Consider the following 12,474-nt stretch of genomic DNA (forward strand, 5'->3'; position numbering starts at 1 on the left):
CTGCGCGCTGTTTTTTCGTCAGAGCCATGATCACTCTCCTTTACCGGCTGCGGCGGGGACATCGATGCCAGCAGCAGACAATGCAATGCTGAACGCCTCTTTCAAATCTGCAATCTGCTTGTCTTTGGCTTCCAGCTCATCCAGCAGTGCCAGAACATCGCGAGTTTCCACAAACATATTCGAGTCGAAGTTATCGACCGCTTTCGCCGCGGCTGCTTTCAGTTTGTCGATGTTGCTCATTGGGCGCCCCTTGTTGCTTTCTTCTCGTCAACGCTCCAGGCTGTAGCCAGTGCGCTCGTCACCTGATAAAACGAGTGCTTAACCTTCACACTTAATTTTTCACCAATAGATGATACCGTTTCGATGGTGGTCAGCTCGCCGCCGCTTTCGAAATCAGGGTAGAACTGCGTTACAAGGTTACTTTCGACAATCACCGATCCGTCCGGCGTGTACATTTTCAGTTTCATACCCCTGCCCTCCCCCAAACCATCAATACTCGCTTCATCGCCGGACTGTTCCGGCACTCCTGAAATATTCCGTTGGTGCAGCTGCGCGCGGTGCCTGCCTGCTCTTCCGGAGTCGCCAGGCGATAAGTCACCGTTCGCCAGACCTTGCTCACCCGGACAATCTTGCGGGACCTCTCCAGATCGATAGCGTTCTTCGTGATGCAGTTAATGGTCATGCCGCACTCTGTAGCCACATCCTTCGCGGTGAAGGTCCGGTGCGTTTCGAGATAACGCAGAATTGCCTGTTTGCCTTTCATCAGAAGCCCCCTTTCTTTTTCGGCTGCTGCTCGCGCCCGCGGCGTTCTGCGGCGGCGGCCTGCTGGTCTGTGTCGTAAATTGCCCCGTTGATCTGATGGCAATAAACCGTTCCGGTACTGCCGTGGCGGTTGAGTCGCAGGATTAACTCGGTTTCGCCCGGCGGCACGCTGTCATCGAAAGCACCTTCCCGGTGGATGCCAACCCAGTAGTCGCAGTCCTGCTCAATCTGTCCTGTGTCGCGGGAATCGCTCGGTAACGGGCGTTTATTCACTCGCTTCTCCAGTTCGCGGTTAAGCTGGGTCAGCAGCACGACGACGCAGCCAAGCTCTTTGGCGAGGTTCTTCAGACCTTTGGTGATCATCCCGTACGCCAGGTCATTACGGTCGGCCTTTTCGGCGGTCATCAGCGTCAGGTAGTCAACCAAAATCATGCCTACGCAGCCCTTCTCGCGTTTGATTCGGCGGCTTTCGCTAACAATGTGCGCCAGTGACAGGCCCGGGGTGTCGTCGATGTACAGCATGTCGATTTCACTCAGTCGCCCGGCTGTGGCGATCGCCTTCTTAAAGTCGCCGTCGTAGTCGCCCTGGTACTGGTCATCGGCGTCATCCGTAGCGGGCATGTAAAAAATGCTCGGGTTAATGCCCGACTTCTGACCAACCAGCTTTTCAAGGATCTGGTCTCCAGGCATTTCGAGGCTGAACATCAGCGCTGGCTTTTTCTCACGAACCGCGCAGTTGATCGCCATATGCCCATACAGGGTTGTCTTGCCCATCTTTGGCCTTGCGCCAATCACGAACAGAGAGCCTTTAACCAGACCTTTCGGCGCCAGCAGCCGGTCGAGTGACGGGATGCCGGTACTCATGCCGCGCTGTTCGCCTGAAGGGTCAAATCGCTTCTCCAGATCCGCAACCCAGTCATCCATAACCTCGCCGAACGAACGCAAACCACGGCGACTGCCGGTTTTTGAATGGTCTGCGAGCTGGGTGAAAATACCCTGAATGGCCTCGTACTTCTGCGTAGCGCTCATGCCGTTGCGGGAATACAGCAGTTCAGTAGCTTCGGTCAGGCGGTTGATACCGTAGCGCTCCATTGCGGCTTCCCGGACTGATGCTGCGTAAGCCACGATGTTTGCAGCGCTGGGAGTGTTCTTGGCGATCTCCGCCAGGTAAGCAAAGCCACCTACCTGCTCCGCGAGCCCTTTGCCTTCAAGCGCGTCGAACAATGTCAGGCCATCGACTGGCTTGTTGTCGCGGAACATCTGGCGCATCTCGGCAAAGATCAGCTGGTGAGGTCGGCTGTAGAACGACTCAGGCTTGAGCATCGCCAGAACCTTCTGGACTCGCTCGCTGTTGTCATCATCCAGCAGCAGGCCACCGATAACGCTCTGCTCTGCTTCGAGGTTTTGTGGTACAGCCATGAATTCAGCGGTCATCACGATCCCCCTCGCGCACTTCGATGTAGAGCTTTTCGGTCAGGAACTTATCGAATTTCATGCGGCGCCAGGTCTTCCCGGATTTCTGGTCTGGTCGGTCTTCAAGCATCCAGCGACAGTTCTGAGCGATGTAGCGCAGATAGCTTCTGAAACCGTCCATATCCATCGGCTTACCGTCCAGGTTGCGGGCAATCTTGTTAGCCTTACCCCAGAATGTGCGGATCAGATTGCGTCGCTCATCAGTGAGGCATCTCCATCCCCTGGCTTCAGGCAGTTCGTCTTTCAGGCATTGCCACACTTCATCGCATGACAAACGAGACTTTTTCTCTTCAGCGGGTTTCTGGTCATTTGCGACATACTTACTACCGTTAGGTAGTAAGTTATTTAATATATTGTTATCTGTGGACACTGGCTGGACATCGGCTGGACACTCCACCTCCACAGGCATTGATATAACTGCGTTTGCGCTGGACACCGGCTGGACATCGGCTGGACAAAAATTTGACTGATATTCGTCATATTTGACCACTTTTAGAACAGTAAAACGGTTGTTCGATTTGGTGGTGATCATGCCCAGGTTCTGGAATTTACGGAGCAGTGATTTAACGCGATCAGCGGTCAAACCCGTTTCCATTGCCAGCGTGTTTCGCCCGGTAATGAACTCTCCGCGCTCGCAGATCACATCGCCGACATCAGTCGATACCAGTGTCTGTTCATGATTAGCGCGCAGGAGCAGGTGAACCCATAAATGAGCCGCCTCAGCGTCCTTGTAGAACGGCACATCCATAATTTTACGGTGCAGCAAGGCAAACCCCTTACCGTCATTCGTGCGCGGTTTCTGGAGCCTTCTGGCCTCTCTGGCTTCGGCTAAATTGGATACGTTACCCACGGCCACTCTCCTTACGTTTCAGTTCTTCCAGGATGGCGCGCATCTTCTCCGCCACAATCGGATTAACCGAGCGGATGAAGCGGTCGCGGGTTATGTTTTTATGTACAGCGGTATGGTAATAGCGTGGATTTTTTGCCATTATTCCTCCTGCAACTACTCTCGTTTTTGCACCTGAAAGCCGTTGGTGTTCCAGCACCGCGGCTTTTCCCCTTTCTACGTTCATGCTTCAAAATCTCCCTTCGCTCCATCCCTGTTCGAAATCAGGATGGCCAGCAGCAGCGACATGTTCGGTACCAGGTTCTCCCGCCACCGGCTGACTGTGGATTTGTTGATGCCAGCTACTTCGGCTATCCGGGCGGTACCCAGATCAGCGATTTGACGCTGCACCCAACTCTCAATTCGTCGTGCCTCCGCTTTGTTGCGTGTCGTTAAGGTTTCCATTTGCGATACTTCCTCTGATTTAATTGGTTATGCCGCGGTATTTCGCGGCGAGGCAAAAACCAGGCTCTCTTTGAGCACCGGATCCTGGCGGTGAAATTTTTTTGTGGCATCTTCGATAGCCGATGCCATTTCTGGTGATGCGCGACGATTTCCGTAAGCGATCTGGTCCAGATAACCTGGCGTTGTGTTTGCCAGTTTTGCGAGCTGCGCCCATTCGTCTGTAGTGGCGCCCTTACGCCAGCGATGCAGTTCAGTACTCATTGGTGTCTCCGGTTGAGTCGTTTGATTTGGAGTTTAGCGTTATGCTAAATACTACGCAAGCAACATTTAGCAATTTGCACATTTATCATTTTGCTAAAAGCAGTAACAATGCAGGGATGGAAAATAAAGAAATCAGAAAAGCCAACCTGGAAGCGCTGTATGAGAAGCGCCAGCACGAGTCTGGAATGACAAAGGCGCAGTTCGCCGAGCTCATCGAGACAAGTCCGGCTGCGCTTAGCCAGCTGCTGGGACCAAACCCTCATCGCAATATCGGCGATAAGATGGCTCGCAAAATTGAAAGTGCGCTTGATCTGCCTTTTGGTTGGATGGATGTTTTACACACCAGTGAAGAACCTTCGAACGTTGCATTTCGAGGACTGAACGAGACAAAAGGAAGTTATCCTGTAATCAGCTGGGTAAGCGCGGGGCAATGGATGGAAGCTGTAGAACCTTATCACCGAAGAGCGATAGATCGCTGGTATGACACGACTGTTGACTGCTCAGAAGATTCATTCTGGCTTGACGTTAAAGGGGATTCTATGACCTCCCCGGCCGGGCTGAGCATACCAGAGGGGGCAGCGATACTTATTGATCCTGAAGTCGAACCGCGCAACGGGAAGCTGGTCGTCGCGAAGCTTGAAGGCGATAACGAAGCGACCTTTAAGAAGCTTGTAATCGATGCCGGCAGACGCTTCCTTAAGCCTCTTAACCCCGCATATCCAATGATAGAGGTTAACGGCAACTGCAAAATTATCGGCGTTGTGGTTGATGCCAAGATACTGAACATCCCATAACCTCACGCAAATCCCGCTCAAGCCCGCCATCGCGCGGGCTTTTTTTCGCCCTAAATTCCTGCCCTGTAAATTTTTAATCGCTTATTAATCAATGCGCTAAATAAAACCCACCAATAATTTAGCATTTTGCTATTGCGCATAATTTAGCATCACGCTAAATTTACCCCATCGAAACGAAACATCGACAGCTGAGCGAAGTTAGCCAGCAGCGAAGTGGAGATTCGGTCAGTCGAACGGCGCGACAGTAAACCATGCGTCGGACCATAGGCGGGCTCAGGAAGAGCGGCAATTATGGCTAAACGATTTACCAGCAGCTCTTTGCGAGGAGCTGACGGTAAACAAAGAGAGGTGAATATGGGAAGCGAGTTAACGTTTCAGGATCGCACTGTAGTGCCATTTGATAACGGTGACGGGAAAATCTGGTTCACGACAGAAGCGCTGGCCGACCTTCTTGGTTATGCAAACGCCAATAAGGTTTCCAACATCTACAACCGCCACAAAGATGAGTTCACGGATAGTATGACTACCGTGACCAAAGTGAGGAAGGATGGGATAAACAATAGCTTACGTGAAGTTGAGATGCGTATTTTCTCTCCCCGAGGTGCGCACCTTATCGGCATGGTATCCCGTACCAAGGTCGCCAAAGACCTGCGTATCTGGATGCTCGACCTGGTAGAAAAAGAATCTGGCATTCAGATTGCCCCGTTGAATGTCACAGGACTTGCCAAACTTACCGGCCAGCAGATTCACGATCAGATCGCGTCATTCGACGAGTTGTCTTTCAAACATCGCGGACAAAAAGGCAGCGGGTTGCTCGCCCAGCGCAAGAAAGACAAAAAACGCGTTAAGGAAGCGACTCTCCTCGCGCTTCAGTTAACGCAGTTCAGCATCCCAGATCTTGGTGAATTCTCAGAAGGGATACCGGTATGAGCCCGCAGGAGTTCATTCACAAAAATATCACTTCCGAGCTGATAAGGCTGGGTTACGACGAGAACGCCGCGATGACTGGAGCTGACATGGCGGTGGATCATTACCGTCGCTGCTCTCAGGCAAGCCGTAAGGGGAGGATATTCGACGACTGCCTTTATATCGCTAAGCAGTGGGCTGGAAAGCACAAGTCCAAACAAAAATAAGCCGCCTAACCAGCGGCTTTTTTCATACCTCACCGTTCTCGATGAGTGCGGTTAGTTATGACAACCGGCGGCCATCCACCGCCCATTGAAACACTGAATAAATGCGTTGAAGTCTTGTATTAACCGTTCCGTTCGCCGCGATAAGGCCAAGAGGATTTATGAGCAACCCTATCACAGTAGGTTTTTCAGGCCTGACGAAGCGAATTTTCGCGGGTCGGTCAAAGCCAAGCAAATTGGCGCCCGGCGTTCGTGAGTTCACTGGTGAGAAATTTGATGTCACAGACGAGGCGCTATTTGCAGTGGCCCATCTTCTCGCGGTTCGTGATGACACCCTTATATTCCCGACAGCTGATGGGAAAGAGATTCACCTCCGCGCCGACATCAAAGAAAAGCGGGAGGCATCATGACAGTCACCCACAACGGCAAGCAGTACACCGCCAAAAAGCTCAACGATAACGAGTGGCAGCTTACGTCGGTATCGGCACCGCGCGACAAGCTGACGCTTAACCGCTGGCAGATGCATGTTGCTGGCCTCCTGAAAAAGGTTGAGGTGAAGGTATGATCAACCACTACGGCACCACCCCGCTCATTCGCCAGTGCGTCACGCCCGGCATGATGGCATTGCATGAAGGCCGCACCTATCGCGTCTCAGCAGTCATTCAGGAGCGCAAATGGGTTTACCTGCACACCGATGCAGAAATCATCCGCCTCAGTGACTGCGTGATTGACGTCCTTCTGGACGGTCACGGCAACCCTATCCAGCACTAACCACCCTATTCAACCGATCGGCCTGGCTTCTGCGGGCGGGATCTGCACATCCAAATTTCAGGAGAAACCATGAGCGAAGTAACGGATTTAGTCGTCATTGAGAAACAGAACGCAATGGCGGTATTCACCACCAAAGAGCAGCTCGACCCTATTATTGAGGCGATCGAGAAAGAAGCTCGCAGCCTTGTACCGGATGTGTCGACCCGCAAAGGCCGCGACGCGATCGCATCCATGGCGCATAAGGTTGCCCGCTCCAAAACCTATATCGACAACGCCGGCAAGGATCTGGTTGCCGAGCTTAAAGCCCTGCCGAAGCAGATCGACGAAAGCCGCCGCATTGTGCGTGAGCGGCTGGACGCGCTGAAGGATGAAGTACGGCGCCCGCTCACAGAATGGGAAGCCGAGCAGGAACGCATTAAGGCTGAAGAAGCCATGAACGCGATGCACGCCGAAGCGCTGGAGATGAACATCAGGTTCGATCAGGAGCTGGCTGCCAAGTTCGAAGCGGACCACGAAATGGCCCTGCTGATGAATAAGGATTTTGACCGTGACCGCGAAGAGCAGCGACGCCTGGCGGAACAGGCTCAACGTGAACGTGAAGAACGAATCAAGCAGGAAGCCGCTGACAAAGCCAAGCGCGAAGCCGAAGAGAGACATAAAGCTGAACTTGATGCTGCAGCGCGTCGCGAAGCTGAAGAGAAAGCTCGCGCTGATGCCGCTGAGCGTAAACGTAAAGAAGACGCTGACCGTGCAGAACGTGAGAAGCAGGACGCCATCGCAGAAGAAAAACGGAAAGCGCAGGAAGAAGCGGATCGCATCAAGCGTGAAGCTGAAGCGAAAGAAAAAGCCCGCCTGGCCGAAGAGCAGCGCAAAGCTGAAGAAGAAGCGCGCCGCGCCGCAGACAAAGAGCACCGCCGCACCGTCAACCGTCGCGTCATCGCCGACCTTATAGCTCAGGGCATCCCCGAAGAATTCGCGCAGAAAGCAATGCTGGCGCTCGCTGGCGGCAAAGTGCAGGACGCGCACATCAAATATTGAGGCAACCATGAACGCATACCTCACTTACGACCGCATCGAAGATCGGCGCTGGGCTGAACAGCAGCTCATCGACGAAAAAGAGAAGTGGATCGACGACCGGGCGAAAGAACTGATCGCCATGTTCCCGAAATATGCTCTGCAAATGAGTAGCCTGTTTCTCCCAAAAGAAGCGCAAATGGCACTAGTCGGTGAAAAGGCAGAGGAAGCCTATAACGACTATGTCACACGCATCTGTTACGACCGCGCCGAAGAAGAGTGGGATCGCCTTCATCCAATCTGCCCATTTTAAGGAGGGACTATGAGCTTAACCCTTGTTGATTTCGTCAAACAACAGGAGCCGCTTTTCATTAAGGCGGCCACAGACGAGCGGATGGTGTGGGCGAAGGAAAGTCAGTTCGCCATCCAGCTATTTCAGAACAACGACTACCTCGCGAAAGTCGCATTCCAAAACCAGACCAGCACGCAGAACGCAATCATCAACGTTGCGGCCATCGGCATTTCGCTAAACCCGGCTCAGAAGCTGGCTTACTTGGTACCGCGTAAAGGAGCTATTTGCCTCGACATTAGTTACATGGGCCTGATGCACATTGCGCAGCAGTCTGGCGCCATTAAATGGTGTCAGTCGGCAATTGTTCGCAGAAACGACCAGTTCCGGCGCGAAGGGCTCGATAAGCCGCCGATCCACATCTACAACGACTTTGATACTGAAGAGCAGCGCGGGGACATTGTAGGGGCGTATGTAACGGTAAAAACTGACGATGGTGATTACCTTACCCATACGATGCGCATCGATGCCATCTACTCCATCCGTGACCGGTCTGAAGCATGGAAGAAGTACAAATCTGACAACAGCAAGAAGTGTCCATGGGTCACCGATGAAGAGCAGATGATCCTAAAGACGGTCGTGAAGCAGGCAGCAAAATACTGGCCTCGACGTGAGCGCCTGGATGCCGCCATCGACCATGTTAATACCGAGGGTGAGGAAGGTATCAACTTCTCAGCAGAACGCCAGCCAGAACGCGATGTAACCCCAGCAGGGGACGAAATTATCAAGGAGATTAACGACGTCCTTATCGCAATGGATAAGACATGGGAAGAAAACCTGCTCCCAGTCTGTTCGCAAATTTTCCGTCGTGATATTCGCGATTCATCCGAGCTTACCCAAGCCGAGGCAGTTAAGGCCTTAGGCTTCCTCAAGAAGAAGGCGGCAGCATGACACCAGAAATTATCCTGGCCCGGACCGGCATAGATGTGTCCACCGTAGAGCAAGGTGATGAAGCATGGGCCAAATTAAGGCTCGGAGTTATTACTGCCTCTGACGCTCACAACGTCATTTCCAAGCCTCGATCTGGCAGCAAATGGACAGACATGAAAATGTCCTACTTCCACACCTTGCTCGCCGAGGTATGCACCGGTGTAGCGCCAGAGGTTAACGCCAAGGCGCTGGCCTGGGGCAAGCAGTACGAAGAAGACGCCCGCACCCTCTTCGAGTTCACCACTGACGTGAAAGTCACGGAGTCTCCGATCTTGTTCCGTGACGAGAGCATGCGCACCGCCTGCTCCCCTGACGGCCTGTGCAGTAACGGGTTCGGCCTTGAGCTTAAATGCCCTTTCACCTCCCGCGACTTCATGAAATTCCGCCTTGGCGGTTTCGAAGCCATCAAGTCTGCGTACATGGCCCAGGTGCAGTACAGCATGTGGGTGACCGGAAAAGACGCATGGTTCTTTGCAAACTACGACCCGCGCATGAAACGCGAAGGCATTCACCACGTCGTCGTTGAGCGGGATCCTCAGTACATGTCCGATTTCAACGAAATGGTGCCGGAGTTCATCGAGAAGATGGACGAGGCGCTGGCGGAGATCGGCTTCACGTTTGGCGAACAGTGGAGGTAACAATGGGAGCAAATCACTGGCAACCATGGGAAAACCTGTTCCTGCATGAAGTTGCCGGACAGATGCCCGTCTCATTGATTGCCGAAAAACTGGAGAGAAGTGAGCGCGCCGTTTACACACAGGCTGCTCGCCTCGATGTGAAATTCCCAGCCAACACCAACCTCAGGAAGTGGACCAAAGCAGAGTTGTTTCTGCTTGGCCGGTTCTCTCCCGAGGAAATCGCCGCGGCAACCGGCCGATCTATCCACTCCGTGCGCAGCAAGCGCAACTCACTTGCCCGATCGCCAGGAGGTAAATTCATGCCTGAATGGACTACCGAAGAGCTTGCGCTGCTGTGGCGACACTCAAACGCTGAAGTCGCAGAGATTACCGGCCGCTGCATTGAAGAGGTAGGAGATAAGCGGCTGCAAACCAATATTGAGCGTAATGGCTGGGATGTTAACGATCCGGAGCGGGAGGATGCATGACCGGAAAATACTCTCTTATCTACGCTGATCCGCCCTGGTCTTACGGCAACACCATCAGCAACGGCGCTGCCGCCGATCACTACTCAACCATGAAGCTAATCGACATTAAGCGCCTGCCGGTGTGGGAGCTTGCCGCCGAAAACGCCGTGCTGGCGATGTGGTACACCGGCACACATAACCAGGAGGCTATCGAACTGGCCGAGGCCTGGGGCTTTACCGTTCGCACGATGAAGGGCTTTACCTGGGTGAAGCTGAATCAGAACGCCGAGTTGCGCATCAACAAGGCGCTGGCCGAGGGTGAAGTCACCGACTTTTACGACTTCCTCGATCTGCTTAACGCCGAGACGCGCATGAACGGCGGCAATCACACCCGGGCCAATACAGAAGACCTGTTGATTGCCACCCGCGGTGCCGGTCTGGAAAGAAAGCGCGCCGGGATTAAGCAGGTGGTCTACAGCCCGCTCGGCGCGCATAGCGAAAAGCCGTGGGAAGTGCGCCACCGGCTGGAACTGCTTTACGGAGATGTTCCGCGCATTGAGCTTTTTAGCCGCAGCGAAGCGCCAGGCTGGCATCACTGGGGAAATCAGTGCGCCACCGCCGCAGTTGAATTGCTACCAGGCTGCGCCATCGACGTTGTGAAGACGGAGGCCGCATGACGCCAGCAAATGAAAACGCCATCCGCGCCGCCTGCCGCCGCTGCACCGAGGAAATCCAGCAGGCCATGCGCAAGAAGCCAAAGCCTAACTGGAACGAAACGGTGCCTCCCATCATCAACAAGCATCACAAGAAAATTGAAGCTCTGGGAGTTAGCCTCCTGGAATTCGTCGTATACACAGGTCGGCTTAATCGCCGCTTCGGAGTGGAATCGTGAGTTATTCAACAGTTATAAAAGTTTGGCCGGGCGAAAAGTCTGAAGAAGATGAAGAGCTCCGCAATGGCTGGGGAAGTGGCCCTGTCATCTGGAACGACATGGCGATGAAATATCTTGGTCTTCCGGCCCATCAGTACACGATGAAAATAGATAGTCTTTGGCCTTTGGCTAACCGCCTTGATATTCCATATCACCATCGCGCTGTTCTCGCTATGACATACGACCGCATGTATGTGAAGCGGGAGCATTACGCGCTGGCAGCAGATTGCATCCGCAAATACCTAACTGACTTCCCGGCTGATGATAGATATGTAAACCACTGGCCCCGCATTGCTGAAATTTTTGAAAGCTCACCTGAGTGCCCGGCTATTGGTTTATGGCTCACTTCGGTATGTGAAAACCCATTTCTTGGCGAGTGGGATGAAGAAATCGAAGATTACAAACAGCCTGATTGGTCTTGTTACTGGAGCCTTTTTGATGACCTTGACGCAAGCGAAAGTAGTGTCGCATGAAGGCACTCATCACCAAGGAGCTTAAGGCTCCCTTTTTATTGCTGGCGTTCACTTTCGATCGAATTAACCGACAGTTCCGGGAGTATTGACCATGGCCGACATCATCGATACCGCAGCAGAGATTGAAGAGCTTCAGCGTAACGCTGCCCTTTCCGCTCACCGCATCGACCGCAACGCCGTATCAGCTGAGCGTTGTGAAGAATGCGACGAGCCAATTCCCGAGCCGCGGCGCGCTGCCGTGCCCGGCTGCCAGACGTGCGCGGAGTGCCAGGAAAGAAAAGAACATGCGCTTAAACATATTCGATGATCAAGCTATGATGAGTACAGTTTTAATGATTTAAGGATATGAAATGACCGCCATGCCTGTGCAAACAACGCTGGATTTAACGGATGTTCTATCAAAATTTGTTGTTCCATTACTTGTAGCTGCGCTAGCAGCATATTTCTCTACCAAGTTTGCTTTGAATAAATTTTACAAAGAGAAGTGGTGGGAAAAACGATTGGAAGCGTTCACAGAAATCATCAATATTGCGTATCGGATTAAGATGAGCAATGACTACTTCCTCCGTTGCGAATATGCGCAAATGGAACCTGGTGAGTCTCGGTTCAAACCACATCCGAAAGACATTGAAGATAAGTTACGAACTGAGTATTGGCTTGATCTTCAAGAGCTTGAAAGGATAGCGCAGTTAGCTGACTTCACATTAACAAGCAAAGTTAAAAGCTTGCTCGATGCTTATGTTAATGCGAGAAAGAAAATGATGGATGATTGGCATGAGGATGCTATAGAAAGTTATGAAGCGTCAGAAAAGGATCTCACTCTCTCGGAAAAGTTGCTTAGCAATTTAGTCGCAGAAGCCAAGCGCGAATTAAAAATTAACTAAGCACTTAATCAAAATCTCTTAATATTCAACCCGCCATCGAGCGGGTTTCTTTTTGCCTGGAGACACCCATGAGCGAAATGACCTTAATCGTGCCCAACGACTGGGTAACCGAAGAAAAGCTCGTCGAGATTACCGGCCTTCGCCCGGGCACTATTGAGCGGGCCCGTAAAAAATGCTGGATGGTCGGGCGGGAATATCTGCATGTTTCCCCGGACGGCGTGCCGAAGAAAAACAGCGAATGCATGTACAACCGAAAGGCTGTTGACCAGTGGGTTGAGAGTCTGAAAAAGAAACAGCCAGGTGCGCGCCAATGAGGATCCGTTTATG

At 52.6% G+C, this 12,474-nt stretch carries 25 protein-coding genes; 17 read left to right on the plus strand and 8 right to left on the minus strand.

The window, feature by feature from the left end:
* Nucleotides 1-30: 30 nt before the first annotated feature.
* From HX884_RS13750 to HX884_RS13785, 8 genes are all read right to left on the minus strand, one after another.
* Nucleotides 31-240, minus strand: a complete 210-nt coding sequence (locus tag HX884_RS13750) for a hypothetical protein (protein ID WP_178328352.1) — start codon at nucleotides 238-240, stop codon at nucleotides 31-33.
* Nucleotides 237-467, minus strand: coding sequence for a hypothetical protein (locus HX884_RS13755; RefSeq protein ID WP_178328353.1), 231 nt, complete (start codon nucleotides 465-467; stop codon nucleotides 237-239). The genes HX884_RS13750 and HX884_RS13755 overlap by 4 nt, the downstream gene beginning before the upstream one ends.
* On the minus strand, nucleotides 464-763 hold the full coding sequence (locus tag HX884_RS13760; RefSeq protein ID WP_178328354.1) for a protein ren: 300 nt from the start codon (nucleotides 761-763) through the stop codon (nucleotides 464-466). Before HX884_RS13760 ends, HX884_RS13755 begins: the two co-directional genes overlap by 4 nt.
* On the minus strand, nucleotides 763-2,196 hold the full coding sequence (locus HX884_RS13765) for a DnaB-like helicase C-terminal domain-containing protein (protein ID WP_178328355.1): 1,434 nt from the start codon (nucleotides 2,194-2,196) through the stop codon (nucleotides 763-765). The genes HX884_RS13760 and HX884_RS13765 overlap by 1 nt, the downstream gene beginning before the upstream one ends.
* The gene (locus HX884_RS13770; RefSeq protein ID WP_045618179.1) at nucleotides 2,186-3,085 is read right to left on the minus strand and encodes a hypothetical protein; all 900 of its coding nucleotides are present in this window, start codon (nucleotides 3,083-3,085) and stop codon (nucleotides 2,186-2,188) included. Before HX884_RS13770 ends, HX884_RS13765 begins: the two co-directional genes overlap by 11 nt.
* On the minus strand, nucleotides 3,078-3,224 hold the full coding sequence (locus HX884_RS13775) for a hypothetical protein (RefSeq protein WP_015571544.1): 147 nt from the start codon (nucleotides 3,222-3,224) through the stop codon (nucleotides 3,078-3,080). The genes HX884_RS13770 and HX884_RS13775 overlap by 8 nt, the downstream gene beginning before the upstream one ends.
* Before the next feature lie 80 nt (nucleotides 3,225-3,304).
* Nucleotides 3,305-3,526 (minus strand): CII family transcriptional regulator, encoded by a 222-nt coding sequence (locus HX884_RS13780; RefSeq protein WP_045889109.1) that lies wholly within the window; start codon nucleotides 3,524-3,526, stop codon nucleotides 3,305-3,307.
* Nucleotides 3,527-3,553: 27 nt separating this feature from the next.
* Nucleotides 3,554-3,787 carry a hypothetical protein gene (locus HX884_RS13785; RefSeq protein ID WP_063445334.1) on the minus strand — a complete coding sequence of 78 codons (234 nt, stop codon included), beginning with the start codon at nucleotides 3,785-3,787 and terminating at the stop codon, nucleotides 3,554-3,556.
* Nucleotides 3,788-3,828: 41 nt separating this feature from the next.
* On the opposite strand from HX884_RS13785, the gene HX884_RS13790 reads away from it, so the two are divergent.
* From HX884_RS13790 to HX884_RS13870, 17 genes are all read left to right on the plus strand, one after another.
* Nucleotides 3,829-4,581, plus strand: coding sequence for a LexA family transcriptional regulator (locus HX884_RS13790; RefSeq protein WP_178328356.1), 753 nt, complete (start codon nucleotides 3,829-3,831; stop codon nucleotides 4,579-4,581).
* A gap of 291 nt (nucleotides 4,582-4,872) precedes the next feature.
* Nucleotides 4,873-5,511 carry a BRO family protein gene (locus HX884_RS13795; RefSeq protein WP_178328357.1) on the plus strand — a complete coding sequence of 213 codons (639 nt, stop codon included), beginning with the start codon at nucleotides 4,873-4,875 and terminating at the stop codon, nucleotides 5,509-5,511.
* Entirely contained in the window at nucleotides 5,508-5,714 is a 207-nt protein-coding gene (locus HX884_RS13800; protein ID WP_045911081.1) for a hypothetical protein, read from the plus strand. The genes HX884_RS13795 and HX884_RS13800 overlap by 4 nt, the downstream gene beginning before the upstream one ends.
* 158 nt (nucleotides 5,715-5,872) lie before the next feature.
* Nucleotides 5,873-6,121, plus strand: a complete 249-nt coding sequence (locus HX884_RS13805) for a hypothetical protein (protein ID WP_178328358.1) — start codon at nucleotides 5,873-5,875, stop codon at nucleotides 6,119-6,121.
* Entirely contained in the window at nucleotides 6,118-6,276 is a 159-nt protein-coding gene (locus tag HX884_RS13810; RefSeq protein WP_178328359.1) for a hypothetical protein, read from the plus strand. The genes HX884_RS13805 and HX884_RS13810 overlap by 4 nt, the downstream gene beginning before the upstream one ends.
* Nucleotides 6,273-6,482 carry a cell division protein FtsZ gene (locus HX884_RS13815; RefSeq protein ID WP_000607101.1) on the plus strand — a complete coding sequence of 70 codons (210 nt, stop codon included), beginning with the start codon at nucleotides 6,273-6,275 and terminating at the stop codon, nucleotides 6,480-6,482. Before HX884_RS13810 ends, HX884_RS13815 begins: the two co-directional genes overlap by 4 nt.
* 69 nt (nucleotides 6,483-6,551) lie before the next feature.
* Complete coding sequence (locus tag HX884_RS13820; RefSeq protein WP_063928211.1) at nucleotides 6,552-7,520, plus strand: hypothetical protein; 969 nt, start codon at nucleotides 6,552-6,554, stop codon at nucleotides 7,518-7,520.
* 7 nt (nucleotides 7,521-7,527) lie between these two features.
* Nucleotides 7,528-7,809, plus strand: coding sequence for a host nuclease inhibitor GamL (gamL, locus tag HX884_RS13825; RefSeq protein WP_063928212.1), 282 nt, complete (start codon nucleotides 7,528-7,530; stop codon nucleotides 7,807-7,809).
* Between the two features lie 9 nt (nucleotides 7,810-7,818).
* Nucleotides 7,819-8,736: a recombinase RecT gene (locus HX884_RS13830; protein ID WP_000059964.1), complete on the plus strand. Its 918-nt coding sequence runs from the start codon at nucleotides 7,819-7,821 to the stop codon at nucleotides 8,734-8,736.
* Entirely contained in the window at nucleotides 8,733-9,413 is a 681-nt protein-coding gene (locus HX884_RS13835; protein ID WP_103786720.1) for a lambda exonuclease family protein, read from the plus strand. Before HX884_RS13830 ends, HX884_RS13835 begins: the two co-directional genes overlap by 4 nt.
* 2 nt (nucleotides 9,414-9,415) lie before the next feature.
* On the plus strand, nucleotides 9,416-9,880 hold the full coding sequence (locus tag HX884_RS27245) for a hypothetical protein (protein WP_249166348.1): 465 nt from the start codon (nucleotides 9,416-9,418) through the stop codon (nucleotides 9,878-9,880).
* Nucleotides 9,877-10,536 (plus strand): MT-A70 family methyltransferase, encoded by a 660-nt coding sequence (locus tag HX884_RS13845; RefSeq protein ID WP_178328360.1) that lies wholly within the window; start codon nucleotides 9,877-9,879, stop codon nucleotides 10,534-10,536. Before HX884_RS27245 ends, HX884_RS13845 begins: the two co-directional genes overlap by 4 nt.
* Nucleotides 10,533-10,751 carry a hypothetical protein gene (locus tag HX884_RS13850; protein ID WP_032621601.1) on the plus strand — a complete coding sequence of 73 codons (219 nt, stop codon included), beginning with the start codon at nucleotides 10,533-10,535 and terminating at the stop codon, nucleotides 10,749-10,751. Before HX884_RS13845 ends, HX884_RS13850 begins: the two co-directional genes overlap by 4 nt.
* Nucleotides 10,748-11,263, plus strand: coding sequence for a hypothetical protein (locus HX884_RS13855; protein WP_178328361.1), 516 nt, complete (start codon nucleotides 10,748-10,750; stop codon nucleotides 11,261-11,263). The genes HX884_RS13850 and HX884_RS13855 overlap by 4 nt, the downstream gene beginning before the upstream one ends.
* A 91-nt stretch (nucleotides 11,264-11,354) precedes the next feature.
* Nucleotides 11,355-11,570, plus strand: coding sequence for a TraR/DksA family transcriptional regulator (locus tag HX884_RS13860; protein WP_178328362.1), 216 nt, complete (start codon nucleotides 11,355-11,357; stop codon nucleotides 11,568-11,570).
* A gap of 43 nt (nucleotides 11,571-11,613) precedes the next feature.
* Complete coding sequence (locus tag HX884_RS13865) at nucleotides 11,614-12,147, plus strand: hypothetical protein (protein WP_178328363.1); 534 nt, start codon at nucleotides 11,614-11,616, stop codon at nucleotides 12,145-12,147.
* A 68-nt stretch (nucleotides 12,148-12,215) separates the two neighbouring features.
* Nucleotides 12,216-12,461, plus strand: a complete 246-nt coding sequence (locus tag HX884_RS13870; RefSeq protein ID WP_178328364.1) for an excisionase family protein — start codon at nucleotides 12,216-12,218, stop codon at nucleotides 12,459-12,461.
* Nucleotides 12,462-12,474: the final 13 nt, after the last annotated feature.

This window comes from Enterobacter sp. SECR19-1250, assembly GCF_013391025.1.
In the GTDB taxonomy this organism is placed as follows: domain Bacteria; phylum Pseudomonadota; class Gammaproteobacteria; order Enterobacterales; family Enterobacteriaceae; genus Enterobacter; species Enterobacter cloacae.

What these genes read in the sequence shown, in the direction of transcription:
- HX884_RS13845 (WP_178328360.1), top strand. Translation starts at nt 9,877, where the DNA reads ATGACCGGAAAATACTCTCTTATCTACGCTGATCCGCCCTGGTCTTAC.
- HX884_RS13775 (WP_015571544.1), bottom strand. Translation starts at nt 3,224, where the DNA reads ATGGCAAAAAATCCACGCTATTACCATACCGCTGTACATAAAAACATA.
- HX884_RS13830 (WP_000059964.1), top strand. Translation starts at nt 7,819, where the DNA reads ATGAGCTTAACCCTTGTTGATTTCGTCAAACAACAGGAGCCGCTTTTC.
- HX884_RS13805 (WP_178328358.1), top strand. Translation starts at nt 5,873, where the DNA reads ATGAGCAACCCTATCACAGTAGGTTTTTCAGGCCTGACGAAGCGAATT.
- HX884_RS13850 (WP_032621601.1), top strand. Translation starts at nt 10,533, where the DNA reads ATGACGCCAGCAAATGAAAACGCCATCCGCGCCGCCTGCCGCCGCTGC.
- HX884_RS13820 (WP_063928211.1), top strand. Translation starts at nt 6,552, where the DNA reads ATGAGCGAAGTAACGGATTTAGTCGTCATTGAGAAACAGAACGCAATG.
- HX884_RS13835 (WP_103786720.1), top strand. Translation starts at nt 8,733, where the DNA reads ATGACACCAGAAATTATCCTGGCCCGGACCGGCATAGATGTGTCCACC.
- HX884_RS27245 (WP_249166348.1), top strand. Translation starts at nt 9,416, where the DNA reads ATGGGAGCAAATCACTGGCAACCATGGGAAAACCTGTTCCTGCATGAA.
- HX884_RS13865 (WP_178328363.1), top strand. Translation starts at nt 11,614, where the DNA reads ATGACCGCCATGCCTGTGCAAACAACGCTGGATTTAACGGATGTTCTA.
- HX884_RS13750 (WP_178328352.1), bottom strand. Translation starts at nt 240, where the DNA reads ATGAGCAACATCGACAAACTGAAAGCAGCCGCGGCGAAAGCGGTCGAT.
- HX884_RS13815 (WP_000607101.1), top strand. Translation starts at nt 6,273, where the DNA reads ATGATCAACCACTACGGCACCACCCCGCTCATTCGCCAGTGCGTCACG.
- HX884_RS13790 (WP_178328356.1), top strand. Translation starts at nt 3,829, where the DNA reads ATGCTAAATACTACGCAAGCAACATTTAGCAATTTGCACATTTATCAT.
- HX884_RS13795 (WP_178328357.1), top strand. Translation starts at nt 4,873, where the DNA reads ATGGCTAAACGATTTACCAGCAGCTCTTTGCGAGGAGCTGACGGTAAA.
- HX884_RS13810 (WP_178328359.1), top strand. Translation starts at nt 6,118, where the DNA reads ATGACAGTCACCCACAACGGCAAGCAGTACACCGCCAAAAAGCTCAAC.
- HX884_RS13800 (WP_045911081.1), top strand. Translation starts at nt 5,508, where the DNA reads ATGAGCCCGCAGGAGTTCATTCACAAAAATATCACTTCCGAGCTGATA.
- HX884_RS13780 (WP_045889109.1), bottom strand. Translation starts at nt 3,526, where the DNA reads ATGGAAACCTTAACGACACGCAACAAAGCGGAGGCACGACGAATTGAG.
- HX884_RS13765 (WP_178328355.1), bottom strand. Translation starts at nt 2,196, where the DNA reads ATGACCGCTGAATTCATGGCTGTACCACAAAACCTCGAAGCAGAGCAG.
- gamL (WP_063928212.1), top strand. Translation starts at nt 7,528, where the DNA reads ATGAACGCATACCTCACTTACGACCGCATCGAAGATCGGCGCTGGGCT.
- HX884_RS13755 (WP_178328353.1), bottom strand. Translation starts at nt 467, where the DNA reads ATGAAACTGAAAATGTACACGCCGGACGGATCGGTGATTGTCGAAAGT.
- HX884_RS13860 (WP_178328362.1), top strand. Translation starts at nt 11,355, where the DNA reads ATGGCCGACATCATCGATACCGCAGCAGAGATTGAAGAGCTTCAGCGT.
- HX884_RS13785 (WP_063445334.1), bottom strand. Translation starts at nt 3,787, where the DNA reads ATGAGTACTGAACTGCATCGCTGGCGTAAGGGCGCCACTACAGACGAA.
- HX884_RS13760 (WP_178328354.1), bottom strand. Translation starts at nt 763, where the DNA reads ATGAAAGGCAAACAGGCAATTCTGCGTTATCTCGAAACGCACCGGACC.
- HX884_RS13870 (WP_178328364.1), top strand. Translation starts at nt 12,216, where the DNA reads ATGAGCGAAATGACCTTAATCGTGCCCAACGACTGGGTAACCGAAGAA.